This window comes from Mesorhizobium sp. M0991 (assembly GCF_040318915.1).
In the GTDB taxonomy this organism is placed as follows: Bacteria; Pseudomonadota; Alphaproteobacteria; order Rhizobiales; family Rhizobiaceae; genus Mesorhizobium.
Genome location: NZ_JAMYNE010000005.1, coordinates 205,782 through 220,646, shown reverse-complemented (window position 1 = coordinate 220,646; position 14,865 = coordinate 205,782). Strand labels below are relative to the sequence as shown.

The following is a 14,865-nucleotide window of genomic DNA, read 5'->3' as shown; positions in this document are numbered from 1 at the left end:
AGCAGGTGTAAGCAAATAATTTACAGAATGGTCCGAGCCCATCGGAGGCAATAGCCACGCCCGCTGGACGCTGGGCCGGGCCAGCCGAATACCTGCGGACCTATGTCACGGCATCATCCGCTATCCCATGGCGTGGCGGATTCTCTTGGACAGGCGGCTCAAAAATGCCGGCCTCGACGATGCATCAAGCTTCCACGACAGGATCGCGGTCGCCATTTTCCGCGGCAACACACCGACCGACAGGAACCAGGCGGCAAGGATGGCGCGCCGCCGCAGGGATGCGGTCATTTCGAGGCTGGCGACGGCGCCGGCCGCCCCGAGCGCCAGCCGGGAATCGTCGGCCACAGGATGTCGGTCTCTGTCCGCGCAAAGCGACGCCAGCCGCTCTTCCAGGTGGACCGGATCGTGGCGGACAGCATCCGACGGCACGATGGTCAGGCCGATCCCGGAGGCCTGGTCCGACAGCGCCTGCATGCGGCGGAAATCGTGAGTTACCCGCCAGCGTGCCCGCTCGGCGAGCTTTTCACCGAAGACCGAATGGTTGGCGCCATGGATCCGGTAGGCGCCGAGGCATTCGTCGATCGATTGGACGTGCCCGTACATTGGCGCCAGCGTTGCCAGATAGCCGTCGGCGCCCTGGCGGAACTCCGGCTCCGGTATCGGCATGATCGATTCCAGGGTTGCGCGGTCGAAGGCCAATCCGCTGGTCACGGTCGTCTGGTAGCGGCCCTTGTGTAGCAGTTTCGGCATCACGTCGCCGCTGTCGAAGGGCAGTTCGGGCGGCGGAAAGACATCCTTGATGCGTTGCCCTTCGTCGACGATATGCAGTCTGGACTGCACCTGGGCGGTTGCCTCGTCCCAGGTTTCCACGATGGTGGAGACGGCGGTCGGATAAAGATAATCGTCGGCGTCGAGGAACAGGATGATCTTGCCCGAGCTCGCCGCAAAGCCGGTGTTGAACGCCGCCGCGTGTCCGCCATTTTGCGCTCGCGGGCATGCGAGGATCTCGTCGCGATACGATTCCATGATTGTAGTGGAATTGTCCTGCGATGCATCGTCGACGACGATGACCTCGACATCCGCGTAGTCCTGCTCGAGGGCGCTGTCGATGCTGCGTTTGAGGAACCGCGCATAGTTGTAGTTCGGGATGATGATGGATACCGGAATCCTGTTTTGGACAGACTGCATCGCGTTTGACCTCGCATCTTGCTTTGGTTCGGCAAAGGCCCTCATGGGCCCGCCCCTCTTCAAGCGCCCCTCTTGGCGCGCGACGAGTTCCCCGGGGAAAAGCTTGCGCTTTCCAAGAGGAGACGGGTCACGTTTCGCTTTGCGACTTCGTATTGAGGCCGCCATTGCCTTCGAGGGCTGCTGCCATGGTCAGGGGGTCGGCGGCAGCAAAAGCTCCGACGGTTCGGCCAAGGTGATGTCGCAACCGAGCCCGACGGAAATGTCTCGCCTCGCGATCAGGTCGGGAGCGAAGCGGACAGGTGCCATGAAGGCATGGCGGATACTGGCCTTCAAATGCGGCTGGAACAAGCCCCGCGTCGAAAACAGGGCCACTTCAGGTTGCGTTCAGGCGGCATGCCGCGACCGCCGGTGCTTTTGCCCCGGAGCCGGCGAACCGGCTCCGGGCTTATAGTCATGTGGCCTAAACAGTCAGGCGGCCTGCAAACCCGGCAGCGACAGGTCGACTTCCTCCGGCAAGTCGCCGGCCATGGCAGCGGCAAACTTCGTCTGGTCGAGTTCTCCCTCCCAGCGCGCTACCACGACCGTCGCCACCGCATTGCCGATGAAGTTGGTCAGCGCCCGGCATTCCGACATGAAGCGGTCGACGCCGAGGATCAGCGCCATGCCGGCGACCGGCACGGTTGGGACGACCGAGAGCGTCGCCGCCAGGGTAATGAAGCCGGCGCCGGTGATGCCGGCGGCACCCTTGGAGCTCAGCATGGCGACGGCGAGCAGCAGGATCTGGTCGCCGTAGGTGAGTGGCGTGTCGGTCGCCTGCGCGATGAACAGCGCCGCCAGCGTCATGTAGATGTTGGTGCCGTCGAGGTTGAAGGAATAGCCGGTCGGGATGACCAGGCCGACCACCGAGCGGTTGCAGCCGGCGCGCTCCATCTTGGCCATCAGGCCCGGCAGTGCCGCTTCCGAGGACGAGGTGCCGAGCACCAGCAGCAGCTCTTCCTTGATGTAGCGGATCAGCGCCAGGATCGAGAAGCCGTTGTAGCGGGCGACGGCGCCGAGCACCACCAGCACGAACAGCAGCGCGGTCAGGTAGAACGTGCCGATCAGCATGGCCAGATTGGCGATCGAGCCGATGCCGTATTTGCCGATGGTGAAGGCCATGGCGCCAAACGCGCCGATCGGCGCGGCCTTCATCAGGATGGCGACGAGGCGGAAGATCGGCGTGGTCAGCGCCTGCAGGAAATCGACGACCGGACGGCCGCGATCGCCGACCAGCGCCAGCGCGACACCGAACAGTACCGAAAAGAACAGCACCTGCAGGATGTCGCCCTGCGCGAAGGCGCCGGTGATGGTGTCGGGGATGATGTTCATCAGGAAGCCGACGATGGTTGTGTCGTGCGCCTTCTCGGCATAGGCCGTCACCTTGGTGGTATCGAGCGTGGCCGGATTGATGTGCATGCCGGCGCCGGGCTGGACGACATTGGAGACGACCAGGCCGGCGACCAGCGCCAGCGTCGAGAACACCAGGAAATAGATCATCGCCTTGCCGGCGACGCGGCCGACCTTCTGCAGGTCGGAAACGCCGGCGATGCCGGTCGCCACCGTCAGGAAGATCACCGGCGCGATCACCATCTTGACCAGCTTGATGAAGGCGTCGCCGAACGGCTTCATCGCCTCACCGGTTTCCGGATAGAAATGGCCGAGCAGCACGCCGGCGGCGATCGCCGCCAGCACCTGCACATAAAGATGCCGGTATAAGGGAAGTTTGCCGCGCGGCTCGGCGGCAGCGATTGCTGTCTGCATGACGTCCTCCATGGCGCCCCGATCGAAAGCTCGACTCCCCGGGGCAGTTGTTTGACCAGCAGCCTCGCGACTGCTGAATTCGTGTTTGCAACAGCCGTGCCAAATACGCACAAGAGTTCTTCGTCATTGATTTTGTTGAACATTCGCAAACGACTGCAGTGCCGGACGCATAGACAAGTGCGAATCTCCGCATAGTCGAATTGTGTTTTGTGCGAGTTCATGCACAAATGGGCGATGCTGCAACGCCCCGCCGGTGCCTTGTCTTCGACGCCCGAGCAACTCGCCAGGCGGGCGCGCCGAGCCTGGCTGCTGTTTGCGGCCGTCGCCCTGCTGATCGTCACGGCAGCGCTCTACGGCGCCGGCCTTTACGGCCGCACCGCCGAGGTCGGCACCCTGGCGGCGCAGGGGCGTACCGACGCCAATCTCAAGGTCGCGCTGCTGCGCGCCGTGCTCGAAAGCCCGCGCGCCCTACCCCTGCTTTTGTCCACAGACCAGCAAGTGCGTGATGCGCTGACGCAGAAAAACGCCGCGGCAATCGATGTGCTGAACCGCAAGCTCGAGGGGCTGGTCTCCGGCACCAAAGCGTCGGTGCTCTATGTTGTCGGCACCGACGGGCTGGCGATCGCCTCCAGCAACTGGCGCGAGCCGATCAGCTTCGTCGGCAATGACTACCGTTTTCGCGATTATTTCTCCGGCGCGATGCAGGCCGGAACCGCCGAATATTTTGCGCTCGGCAATGTCAGCAAGCGCCCCGGCCTCTACATTTCGCGTCGCGTCGGCGATGCAGGCGCACCGCTCGGCGTCGTCGTCGTCAAGATGGAGTTCGACCAGCTCGAAGCCAACTGGCGCGAGGCAAACCGCCCGGCCTATGTCAGCGACGAGAATGGCGTCGTACTGATCACCAGCGTGCCGTCCTGGCGCTTCATGACAACCGCGCCGCTGGCCGCACCTGAGCAAGCCGCGATCCGCGACAGCCAACAGTTCGGCGACGCGCCGCTTGTGCCGTTGCCGATCATGCACCCGCAGGCGCTCAGCCCGGATGTGTCCATCGTCCACGCGGTGACGCCGGGCGGCAGCGACGCAGAGTATCTCAGCCTTTCAACGCCGGTTCCTTCGACCCCATGGCGGCTCGACTATCTCGTCCCGGCTGAAGCGTCGATCGCCGCTGCCGTCCGCGAAATGCGTCTCCTTGCGCTCGGCGTCGTCGTCCCGCTGCTCGGCCTGGCCGCCTATCTGTTGTGGCGCCGGCAGTCGGCGCAGATGCGGATTGCCGCCGAACAGGCGGCGCGCACCGAGCTCGAACGCCGCGTCGTCGAACGCACCGAGGATCTGAGCCAAGCCCGCGACCGGCTGCAGGCCGAGATCACCGGCCACCGCAACACGGAGGCAAAACTCCAGGTGGTGCAGCAGGATCTGGTCCAGGCCAACCGCCTCGCCATCCTCGGCCAGGTCGCCGCCGGCGTCGCCCATGAGATCAACCAGCCGGTCGCCACCATCCGCGCCTATGCCGACAATGCCCGCACTTTCCTCGACCGCAAGCAGACCGGGCCGGCCGAGGAAAACCTCGGCGCCATCGCAGCCCTTACCGAACGCATCGGCTCAATCACCGAGGAGTTGAAGGCATTTGCCCGCAAGGGCCGCACCGCCGCCGAGCCTGTCGAATTACGTGGTGTCATCGAGGGCGCGGTCGTGCTCTTGAGGAGCCGCTTTGCCGGCCGGCTCGACGCATTGGCCATCGACCTGCCGCCGCCGAGCCTCAAGGTCATGGGCAATCGGGTGCGGCTCGAACAGGTGCTGATCAACCTCTTCCAGAACGCGCTGGAGGCGCTCGACGGCCGCGACGACGCTCATGTGCAGGTATCGGTCGAAGAGACCGCCGACGGCGTGACGGTCGCCGTGTCCGACAACGGACCGGGCATTCCGCCAGGGATCCTCAAATCGCTGTTCACGCCGTTCAACACCTCCAAGGAAAAAGGCCTTGGCCTTGGCCTCGTCATCTCGAAGGACATCGTTGCCGATTATGGCGGCCGCATCGAAGTTTCGAGCGACGACAGCGGCACCCGCTTCACCATTCATCTCCAGACAGCAGCGTAAGCCATTATGACGAACGACAATGCCGCGCCGGTGATCCTGATTGACGACGACCGCGATCTCCTCAAGGCCACCGCGCAGACGCTGGAGCTTGCCGGCTTCTCGGTCTCGGCCTTTGCGGTCGCGGCCGAGGCGCTGGCCGGGCTCGACGCCGGTTTTGCCGGCGTCGTGGTGTCCGATATCCGCATGCCTCAGATCGACGGCTTGCAGCTTTTCAACCGTGTCCTGCGGCTGGATGCGGACATTCCCGTCATCCTCGTCACCGGCCACGGCGACATCGCCATGGCCGTCAACGCGATCAAGGACGGCGCCTACGACTTCATCACAAAGCCCTTCGCCGCCGACCGGCTGGTGCAGAGCGTGCGTCGCGCGGCGGAAAAGCGCCGCCTGGTGATGGAGAACCGCGCCTTGCGCGAGGCGGCCGGAGAGGCGCAGGACGGCTTGCCGCTGATCGGCCAGACCCCGGCGATGGACAGGCTGCGCCGCACACTGCGTCAGATCGCCGACACCGATGTCGATGTGCTGGTGACCGGCGAGACCGGCTCCGGCAAGGAGGTGGTGGCAAGTCTTCTGCATCGCTGGAGCCGCCGCGCCAAGGGCAATTTCGTTGCGCTGAATTGCGGCACGCTGCCGGAGACGGTCATCGAGAGCGAGTTGTTCGGCCATGAGGCCGGCGCCTTCACCGGCGCGCAGAAGAAACGGATCGGCCGCATCGAGCATGCCAGCGGCGGCACGCTGTTCCTCGACGAGATCGAAAGCATGCCGGTCTCGACACAGGTGCAGATGCTGCGCGTGCTGGAGATGCGCGAGGTCACGCCGCTCGGCACCAATGAGGTGCGGCCAGTCGACCTGCGCGTCGTCGCCGCCGCCAAGGTCGATCTCGGCGATCCGTGCCAGCGCGGCGCTTTCCGTGAGGACCTTTACTACCGGCTCAACGTGGTGACGATCTCGATCCCGCCGCTGCGCGAGCGCCGCGAAGATGTCGCCCTGCTGTTCTTCTATTTCGCCGAGCGCGCCGCCGCCCGCTTCCACCGCCCAGTGCCGCCAGTTCCGGCCGTGGTCCATCGCCATCTCAGCGACCATGATTGGCCGGGCAATGTGCGCGAACTGGCGCATTTCGCCGAGCGGTTTGTGCTTGGATTGGAGGAAGGCGCCGAAGCACAACGCCCTGCCCCGACCCAGCCGAACACCGCAATGAAGCTGCCGGAGCGGCTGGAGCGCTACGAGGCCGACATCATCCGCGAGACGCTTGGCCGCAACGACGGCGACGTCAGGCGCACGATCGAAGCGTTGGGAATTCCGCGCAAGACCTTCTACGACAAGCTCCAGCGCCACGGCATCGTGCGCAGCGATTTTTCCAGGTAATCGCCGCCGGGCCTTGACCGGACGGCTCGGCTATTTGGCGTCGTGGAAGATGATGCCGACGGTGTGGCGCATGCCGGAGCGAAGCCGGCTGACGCCGTGCCTGAGATTGACGCGGTAATTGCCCTTGCTGCCCTGGACCGGTCGATTGTGGACCGCGAAGGCGACCGCATCGCCCTGGCGCAGCGGCACCACCTCGGCGCGGCTTTGCATGCGCGGACGTTGCTCGGTCAACACGAACTCGCCGCCGGTGAAATCCTTGCCGGGTTCGGACAACAGGATCGCCACCTGCAGCGGGAACGCCAGATCGCCATAGAGATCCTGATGCAGGCAATTGAAGTCGCCGGGAATGTATTGCAGCAGGAGCGGCGTCGGCCGCGTCTGGCCCTGCTCGTGGCATTGCTTGAGGAACGCGGCGTGTTCGTCGGGGTAGCGCTGCGCGATACCCATGCGCTCGTTCCAATCGTTGGCGACCGCAGCCAGGCGCGGATAGAGCGCGGTGCGCAAACCGCCGATCAGATGGGGCAAGGGATAGCGGAAATAGCGATACTCGCCCTTGCCGAAGCCATGCCGCGCCATGTGCACATGGCTGCGGAAATGGCTCTCGTCCGGATAGAGCCCGGCGATCTGCCGGCACTCCTGCGGCGTCAGCAGCTTTTCCATCACCGCGCAGCCATAGCCGCTCAGCTCATCGGTGAGCTTGCGCCAATCATAGGCGGCGACGCGCGCCTCCGCCGATTTCTCCGCCGCTTTCGCGCCTATCGAATGGATGGTCATGGCTTCGCCTCCTGTGGCTTCTCTGTCATTGAGATGGGTGAAACGACGCGCGCGGACCACCCGTTTCTTGCCGGGTGAACTCGTTAGCGATTGTCTCGGGGACTTCGTTGAATACAATGCAGCGGGGCTTGCCGCGATGGGGGGCGATTTGATCGGACGGGTTCGACAAAGGGACGGGGCAGTCCGGCAATTCCTCGTTTGCCTCGTCGTCATGCTGGTCTCGATGCTCCCGGCCTTGTCCGCCAGCAGCGACTGCGTCAGCGACGATGAGGTCGATCCGGCGGTGCGGATTCCCGCTTGTACGCGCATGATCGAGGATCCCACGGAGCCTGTGGCCAACCGCGCGACTGCCTACTACAAGCGCGGCGAGGCACGGGCGTCACAAGGCGACTACGACCGTGCGATCGCAGATTTGGGCCAGGCGATCGACCTCGATTCGAAATTCGCCGGCGCTTACTATGTCAGAGGCGCCACAATGGTCGAAGAGGGCGAGAATGATCGCGCCATCGCCGATTTTGGCCAGGTGATCAGCCTCGACCCGACAAACCCCGAGGCGTACAACAGCCGAGGTGTCGCCTGGGAGCACAAGGGCGACTACGACCGCGCCATTGCAGACTATGATCAGGCCATCAGCCTCGATCCGAAGCATTCCGATGCCCACAGCAACCGGGGCAACGCCTGGGCAGACAAGGGCAACTACGATCGTGCCATCGCCGACTACGACCAGGCAATCGGCCTCGATCCTAAAAATGCGGGGGCCTACAACAACCGTGGTGTTGCCTGGAAACAGAAGGGCGAATACGACCGAGCCATCGCCGACTACGAACAGGCGATCAGACTGAATGCGAAAGACGCCAAAGCCTACAGCAATCGTGGTGCTGTCTGGGTACTAAAAGGCGACTATGACCGCGCCATTGCAGACTATGATCGTGCGATCAGCCTCGACCCGAAACATGCCGACACGTATGGAGATCGTGGCATCGCTTGGGCACGCAAGGGCGACAATGACCGTGCCATTGCCGACTACGATCAGGCAATCGGCCTAGGTCTGAAAGAGGCCAGCACCTACTACAACAGAGGCCTGGCCTGGGCACGCAAGGGCGACTACGACCGCGCCATCGCGGATTATGACCAAGCGATCGGCCTCAATCCTCAGGACGCTAGTGCTTACAACAATCGAGGCGTTGCCTGGAAACACAAGGGCGATTACGACCGCGCCATCGCGGATTATGACCAAGCGATCGGCCTCGATTCCCAGGACGCCACCGCTTACAACAACCGTGGCATTGCCTGGAAGAAGAAGGGTGACGACGACCGCGCTGTCGCCGACTACACACAGGCAATCAGCCTCGACCCAAAAAACGTTGATGCCTGGTACAACCGGGGCCTCGTCTGGTCTGACAAGGGCGACTATGACGGCGCCATCGCCGACTTCAGCCAGGCGATCACGCTCGATCCTAAAGACCCAACTGCCTACGACAACAGAGGCAATGCCTGGGCACACAAGGGCGACGATGACCGTGCCATCGCCGACTACAGCCAGGCGATTATGCTCGATCCAGTACATGCCAAAGCCTTCAGGTACCGAGGCCGTATCTGGCACAAGAAGGGCGACGATGACCGCGCCCTTGCCGACTACGACAAGGCGATCAGCCTCGATCCGAAAGACGCCCGTGCTTACAATGGCCGGGGTGTTGTCTGGTCGGCAAAGGGCGACTACGCCCGCGCGACCGCCGACTACGATCGGGCAATCAGCCTCGATCCGAAATATGCCTATGCCTATTTTGGCCGCGGCATTCTCTCCTTCTATTCGAGCGCGCTGGCCAAGGCGCAAGCCGATTTCGAACACGCGGCCACGCTCAAGCCCGACGATGCCTATTTTGCGATCTGGCTGGAGGTGACCGAGCGGCGCAACGGTGCGGTGGGCCACCTGCAGGAAGCGACAGAAAAGCTCGATATGACCAAATGGCCGGCGCCAGCGGTTCGCATGCTGCTTGGAGAATTGACGCCGGCCGAGGTATCGGCGGCTGCCGACGACGCCGACCCAGCCAAGAAGCGTGGCAATTCGTGCGAGGCGAACCTGTTCATCGCCGAACTTGATCGGCTGCAACGCCATGACGACGAAGCCTTGCGGCTCTACCGGGTCGCCGCCAACGATTGCCCTGGGGACTATTACGAATACGCTGCGGCCAAGGCCGCTCTGCACGAGTTGGGCGCGGTTCCGTGAAGACAACTTCCGAGACTTTTGATGGCCGAGGAGCGAATTGACCGGACCGGTTAGAGAACGGCACAGGTTTTTCTGGCGCACGCTGGCTGGTCTCATCCTCCTGCTTGTCACGGGGCTTCCGGCGCTGGCTGCCAGCAGCGACTGCGTCAGCGATGACGAGGTCGAGGCAAGCACGCGGATCGCCGCCTGCACGCGCATGATCGAGGATGCGACAGAGCCCGTCGAAAACCGTGGTATTGCCTATTTCAAGCGCGGCAATACCCTAACGGAACGAGGCGACTATGACCGCGCCATTGCCGACTACAGCGCGTTCATCGGCATCGCCCCGACCGTCGCCAGCGGCTACTATAACCGGGGCATCAGCTGGGTCTTCAAGGGCGACTACGACAAGGGCATCGCCGATCTGGACAAGGCGATCAGCCTGGATCCGAAATATGGCGATGCCTACTACAACCGCGGCGTCGCCTGGACCTTCAAGGGCGAGAACGACCGGGCTTTGGCCGACTATGACAGGGCAATCAGCCTCAATCCCGGAGACGGCAGAAATTACCACAATCGCGGGCTGATATGGTCACGCAAAGGCGACGACGATCGCGCGATAGTCGACTTCGATCAGGCCATCAGGCTCAACCCGAATGACGTCGGTTCCCTGAATGGCCGCGCCGATGCGTTGACCAGCAAGGGCGAAGAGGAGCGCGCGCTGGCCGACTATGACAAGGTAATCAGCCTCGATCCGAAAAACGCGCATGCCTACTACCGGCGCGGCAACGCCCGGCTGACGGACGGCGATTTTAACGGCGCCATCACCGACTACGATAAGGTCGTCGCGATCGATCCGAAGGATGCTAGCGTCTACTACAACAGGGGCCTCGCCTGGTCGAACAAGGGCGACCATGACCAGGCGCTGGCCGACTTCGACATGTCCATCAGCCTCGATCCGACATTTGCACCAGCCTATTACAGCAGAGGCGTCACTTGGGCCAACCAGGGGGACCATGACCGCGCCATAGCCGATTATGGCAAGGCGATTGGCATCGATCCAAAACTCGCCGTCGCATACTACGCGCGAGGTGCGGCCCGATCCGACGCAGGTGACGCCGATGGCGGCATCGCCGACTATGGTCAGGCCATCGCGCTCGATCCGAAATATGTCGACGCCTACAACAACCGGGGAATAGCATGGTCGGCGAAGGGCGATTTCGACCGCGCCATCGCCGACTACGACCAGGCGATCAGACTCGATCCGAAACACGCCATCTCCTATTCAAACCGGGGTCTGGCCCGAGCAAACAAGGGCGACATCGATCGTGCCATCGCCGATTACAGCCAGGCGATCACCTTCGATCCGAACCTTGGCAATGCCTATTTCAACAGAGGCATCGCCTCGCTTGCAAGGGGCGATGCGGACAGTGCCATTGCCGATTACGCCCAGGCGATCAGGCTCGATCCGACAAATCCGAAAATCTACGTCAACCGTAGCGAGGCCTGGTCCAGGAAGGGGGAGGACGATCACGCCATTGAGGACTCCAACCGGGCCATCGGTCTCGATCCGAAAGGCGCGATGCCCTTCAACAACCGTGGCATGTCCTTGTGGCGAAAGGGCGAGGCCGACAAGGCCATCGCTGATTTTGACGAGGCGATCCGCCTCGATCCGAAATACGCCGCCGCATACGCCAATCGAGGTGCAGCCCTGGCGGACAGGGGCGATAGGGACCGTGCGCTGGCCGACCTCAACCAGGCGATCACCATCGACCCGGGTCGGACCGACGCCTATCTGCATCGGGGCATGATAGATACCGACAGGGGCGATTTCGACGAGGCGATGGCCAATCTCGACAAGGCGATCAGTCTTGACCCGAAAGATACCTATGCTTTCAGCGCTCGGGGTTTCGTGTGGTTCAAGAAAGGCGACAATGACCGCGCCATCGCCGACTACAACATAGCGATCGATCTCGATCCGAAGCGTGCCGAGACTTTCAACAACCGGGGGATGGCCTGGGCGCGCAAAGGCGACGTCAACCGCGCCTTCGAAGATTACGGACAAGCCATCAACCTCGATCCAAAATACTCAAGCGCCTATTACAATCGGGGCATAGCCTGGTTCGCCAAGGGGGACAATGACCGTGCCATGGCCGATTACGACCAGGCGATCAGCTCCGACCCCGGGAACATCGATGCCTACAACAACCGAGGACTGGTGTGGGCGGCAAAGGGCGAGTTCGACCGTGCCATCGCCGACTACGACCAGGCGATCGGCCTCAACGCGAAAAATACCTTTTCCTATTCCAATCGTGGAATCGCGCGTGCGGGAAGGAGCGACAATGACGGCGCCATTGCCGATTTCGACAAGGCCATCGGCCTCGATCCAAAAGATCCTTCTGCATTTTTCAACCGGGGCATAACGTGGGTTGCCAAGGGTGATGCCGAGAAGGCTATCGCCGATTTCGATAAGGCGATCAGCCTCGATCCGAAACTGACGCTCGCCTGCTACAGGCGCGGCGAGGCATGGCTGGAAAAAGGCGACAACGACCGGGCGATCGCCGACTACAGCCGGACCGTCACGCTCGACCCGACAAAGGCGATCGCCTACAACGACCGAGGTTTCGCCTGGAGCAGGAAAGGCGAATACGACCTTGCCATCGCCGACTACGACCGCGCCGTCAGCCTCGATCCGAGACTTGTCAAGAGCTACCAAAACCGAGGCATCGCCTGGACGGCAAAGGACCAATACGACCGCGCTATCGCCGACTATGGCAAAGCAATCAACCTCGATCCGAAAGACGCCCCTACCTATGCCGGCCGGGGCATCCTGTATCTCTATTCCGGCGCGATGGCGAACGCGCAGGCGGATTTCGAACAGGCGGCCGCTCTCACGCCCGACAATGCCTATTTTGCCATCTGGCTTGATATTGCCGCGCGGCGCAACGGCGCGGCGAGCCATTTGAAGGAAGCGAAAAGCAAGCTCGACATGACGAAGTGGCCGGCACCGCTGGTCAGCATGCTGCTGGGTGAAAAGACGCCCGCCGAAGCGCTTTCGGATGCTGGTGCTGTGGGCCTGGCCCAGAGAACCGGACAAGTCTGCGAAACGAATTTCTACACGGCCGAGCTTAGCCGGCTCCAGGGGCATAGCGAGGAAGCCTTACGGCTTTACCGGCTCGCCGCTAGCGATTGTCCCAGGGATTTTGTCGAATACCGAGCCGCCATGAGTGCGCTGCACGATCTGGGCGTGCCGCCATAACTCTGCAAACGACCGTCTCTTTTGCCGAGAAGATCGTTGGCGAACAAGGCGATAGAGACGCACCCTGCCCGACTGATCCAGGCCGGCCATCCGTCATGAGCCTTCGCCACTGCCGATTCCAGTCTCCGCCGCCCCGCGCTAGACTGGCAGCAACCGCAACCGGACTGCCCCTAGCATGATCGTCCAGACCTGCATCAATGGTGCGCGCAGCGCCGATTTCCACCCGCGACTGCCGCTTGATCCCGAAGCCATGGCGCGCAACGGTGCGACCTGCGTCGCCGCCGGTGCCGCCGAACTGCATGTTCATGCCCGCGGGCTGGACGGCCGCGAAAGTCTTGCGCCGGTGACGATGGACCAGACTGTGCTAGCGCTTCGTCGCGCCTGCCCTGGAACGCTGATCGGCGTGTCGACCGGCGCCTGGATCGAAAATGACGACGAGCGGACGCTGGCCGCGATCGCCGGCTGGAGCGAGCTGCCCGACTATGCCTCGGTCAATCTCAGCGAAGACGCCGCGCCCGCCGTGATGGAGCGTCTGCGCCAGCGCGGCATTGGCATCGAGGCCGGGCTCGCCTCGGTCGCCGATGCCGAGCTTCTGGTGAGCCTCGACCATGGCAACCGCGTGCTGCGCATCCTGATCGAAATCTCCGAGCAGGAGCCGGACGCTGCACTGGAGATCAGCGATGATATCGCCGCCGTGCTCGACGGCGCCGGGATGCGCCGGGCGATCCTGCTGCACGGCGCCGACGCCACGGTCTGGCCTTTCGTGCACCGGGCGGCGGTGCGTGGCTGGTCGACGCGTGTCGGACTGGAAGACGGCAAGGAGCTTCCTGATGGAACGGTAGCATCCGGTAACGCCGCGCTGACAGCGGCAGCCGTCGCTATCTTCGAGACCCGTCGTTAGCGCGGGGAAACGGCCAATCTTCTCCTCTTCACAGGAAGATGCCAAATTTTGGCAACGAGGCAGGCCAAAGTCGGCGAACTCAAGTGTGGCGGCACGCTAACGTCAGTAAAACTTATATAAAACTTTATGTATTAATGAAACCAGCAATTAATCAGCACATCAACGATCGCATGTGTTAATGCTCCCCCGCACCGGGGACCATTTTTTGATGAACATCATCCCAGAGAATGATCGCGCTGCGCCGCGTCGGGTTCAACAATATACATCGATACAGGTCCTGCGCGGGCTAGCAGCCCTCATGGTTGTTATCTATCATCTTCCGGCCGCACTGGGCATGCTCGATCTGCGTATTCCCGTTCTAAACAGTGGCGTCGATCTGTTTTTCGTCATCAGTGGTTTTGTCATGGTTCTCTCGACGGAGAACAGACGTCGCGATCACCGTGCTTTTTTGATGCAGAGGTTCACGCGCGTCGTTCCGTTCTATTGGGTCATGACCTTCCTCATGGTCGCCGCACTTTGGTTGTTTGCCGGTCGTGCAGTGTCTCTTGAGCAGATCAGCAATAGCCTGCTTTTCATACCCTATCTCGATACGGTCACAGGCTATGTCCAACCGGTGCTTGGGGTGGGTTGGACGCTCAATCTAGAAATCCTGTTTTACATTCTGTTCGCGGCGACTATGCGTTTTGGCAGGTTGACGCAAATGGCCGCGGTCGGCGTTGTCTTTGCAATCGCCGTGGCGGCGCGCATCATCTTCAAACCCGCCGCCGACACTGTGCTGTTTTTCTATACCACGCCAATCCTGTTTGAGTTCCTTGCCGGCATGGCTCTCGGCCACCTGGTCGGCAGACTGGCGCGTTTGCCTGCCGTCCCGGGTGTCTCGGCAATCGTGTTCGCCATCGTGTCCATGCTGGTGATGGTACTTGGCTTCAACTTGCCGCGAACCCTCGCTCAGGGAATCCCGGCGTTGATCCTTGTCGCGGGTTGCATCAGCCTGGAAAGCTACTTCCGGCTTTTTGCTCCTCGCGTGCTGGCAAGGTTGGGTGATGCTTCCTACTCTCTCTATCTGACCCATCCTATCGTGCTGCTTGCGACCGCTCCTGTCGTTGCAAGCGTCAGCGTATCACCATGGCTTGCAGGCATGGTTATTGTCGCAGCCTGCATTGCCGTCTCCCTGGCCAGCTACGGTTTTGTTGAAAAGCCGCTTTTGGCCATTTCGCGGATGAGCCTTTCCGCCCGTCAGGTGAAGGCATGAATTGCGGCTGCGCCCCGCAGAACGACGCT

General features: G+C 62.3%; 10 protein-coding genes. 6 read left to right on the top strand and 4 right to left on the bottom strand.

Annotated elements, in window-relative coordinates:
• Nucleotides 1–120: 120 nt before the first annotated feature.
• The 3 genes from NKH70_RS10360 to NKH70_RS10350 form a co-directional block, all read right to left on the bottom strand.
• Nucleotides 121–1,188: a glycosyltransferase family 2 protein gene (locus NKH70_RS10360; RefSeq protein WP_352913926.1), complete on the bottom strand. Its 1,068-nt coding sequence runs from the start codon at nucleotides 1,186–1,188 to the stop codon at nucleotides 121–123.
• 189 nt (nucleotides 1,189–1,377) lie between these two features.
• Complete coding sequence (locus NKH70_RS10355) at nucleotides 1,378–1,560, bottom strand: hypothetical protein (protein WP_352913923.1); 183 nt, start codon at nucleotides 1,558–1,560, stop codon at nucleotides 1,378–1,380.
• Between the two features lie 96 nt (nucleotides 1,561–1,656).
• On the bottom strand, nucleotides 1,657–2,988 hold the full coding sequence (locus NKH70_RS10350; RefSeq protein WP_352913921.1) for a dicarboxylate/amino acid:cation symporter: 1,332 nt from the start codon (nucleotides 2,986–2,988) through the stop codon (nucleotides 1,657–1,659).
• Nucleotides 2,989–3,222: 234 nt separating this feature from the next.
• On the opposite strand from NKH70_RS10350, the gene NKH70_RS10345 reads away from it, so the two are divergent.
• Entirely contained in the window at nucleotides 3,223–5,082 is a 1,860-nt protein-coding gene (locus NKH70_RS10345) for a sensor histidine kinase (RefSeq protein ID WP_353025203.1), read from the top strand.
• 6 nt (nucleotides 5,083–5,088) lie between these two features.
• Entirely contained in the window at nucleotides 5,089–6,444 is a 1,356-nt protein-coding gene (locus NKH70_RS10340) for a sigma-54-dependent transcriptional regulator (protein ID WP_353025202.1), read from the top strand.
• 30 nt (nucleotides 6,445–6,474) lie between these two features.
• Here NKH70_RS10340 and NKH70_RS10335 read toward each other — a convergent pair whose 3' ends face one another.
• Complete coding sequence (locus tag NKH70_RS10335; RefSeq protein WP_352913915.1) at nucleotides 6,475–7,218, bottom strand: 2OG-Fe(II) oxygenase; 744 nt, start codon at nucleotides 7,216–7,218, stop codon at nucleotides 6,475–6,477.
• A 136-nt stretch (nucleotides 7,219–7,354) separates the two neighbouring features.
• On the opposite strand from NKH70_RS10335, the gene NKH70_RS10330 reads away from it, so the two are divergent.
• The 4 genes from NKH70_RS10330 to NKH70_RS10315 all read left to right on the top strand — a co-directional run bounded on the left by NKH70_RS10330 (nucleotide 7,355) and on the right by NKH70_RS10315 (nucleotide 14,836).
• Nucleotides 7,355–9,445, top strand: coding sequence for a tetratricopeptide repeat protein (locus tag NKH70_RS10330; protein ID WP_352913912.1), 2,091 nt, complete (start codon nucleotides 7,355–7,357; stop codon nucleotides 9,443–9,445).
• A gap of 37 nt (nucleotides 9,446–9,482) precedes the next feature.
• Entirely contained in the window at nucleotides 9,483–12,683 is a 3,201-nt protein-coding gene (locus tag NKH70_RS10325; RefSeq protein WP_353025201.1) for a tetratricopeptide repeat protein, read from the top strand.
• Between the two features lie 175 nt (nucleotides 12,684–12,858).
• On the top strand, nucleotides 12,859–13,584 hold the full coding sequence (locus NKH70_RS10320) for a 3-keto-5-aminohexanoate cleavage protein (RefSeq protein ID WP_352913908.1): 726 nt from the start codon (nucleotides 12,859–12,861) through the stop codon (nucleotides 13,582–13,584).
• A 208-nt stretch (nucleotides 13,585–13,792) separates the two neighbouring features.
• Entirely contained in the window at nucleotides 13,793–14,836 is a 1,044-nt protein-coding gene (locus NKH70_RS10315; protein WP_352913906.1) for an acyltransferase family protein, read from the top strand.
• The last annotated feature ends 29 nt before the right edge of the window (nucleotides 14,837–14,865 follow it).

Coding starts and splice junctions, on each gene's coding strand:
- NKH70_RS10360 (WP_352913926.1), bottom strand. CDS start 1,188: ATGCAGTCTGTCCAAAACAGGATTCCGGTATCCATCATCATCCCGAAC.
- NKH70_RS10350 (WP_352913921.1), bottom strand. CDS start 2,988: ATGCAGACAGCAATCGCTGCCGCCGAGCCGCGCGGCAAACTTCCCTTA.
- NKH70_RS10345 (WP_353025203.1), top strand. CDS start 3,223: ATGCTGCAACGCCCCGCCGGTGCCTTGTCTTCGACGCCCGAGCAACTC.
- NKH70_RS10340 (WP_353025202.1), top strand. CDS start 5,089: ATGACGAACGACAATGCCGCGCCGGTGATCCTGATTGACGACGACCGC.
- NKH70_RS10335 (WP_352913915.1), bottom strand. CDS start 7,218: ATGACCATCCATTCGATAGGCGCGAAAGCGGCGGAGAAATCGGCGGAG.
- NKH70_RS10330 (WP_352913912.1), top strand. CDS start 7,355: ATGGGGGGCGATTTGATCGGACGGGTTCGACAAAGGGACGGGGCAGTC.
- NKH70_RS10320 (WP_352913908.1), top strand. CDS start 12,859: ATGATCGTCCAGACCTGCATCAATGGTGCGCGCAGCGCCGATTTCCAC.
- NKH70_RS10315 (WP_352913906.1), top strand. CDS start 13,793: ATGAACATCATCCCAGAGAATGATCGCGCTGCGCCGCGTCGGGTTCAA.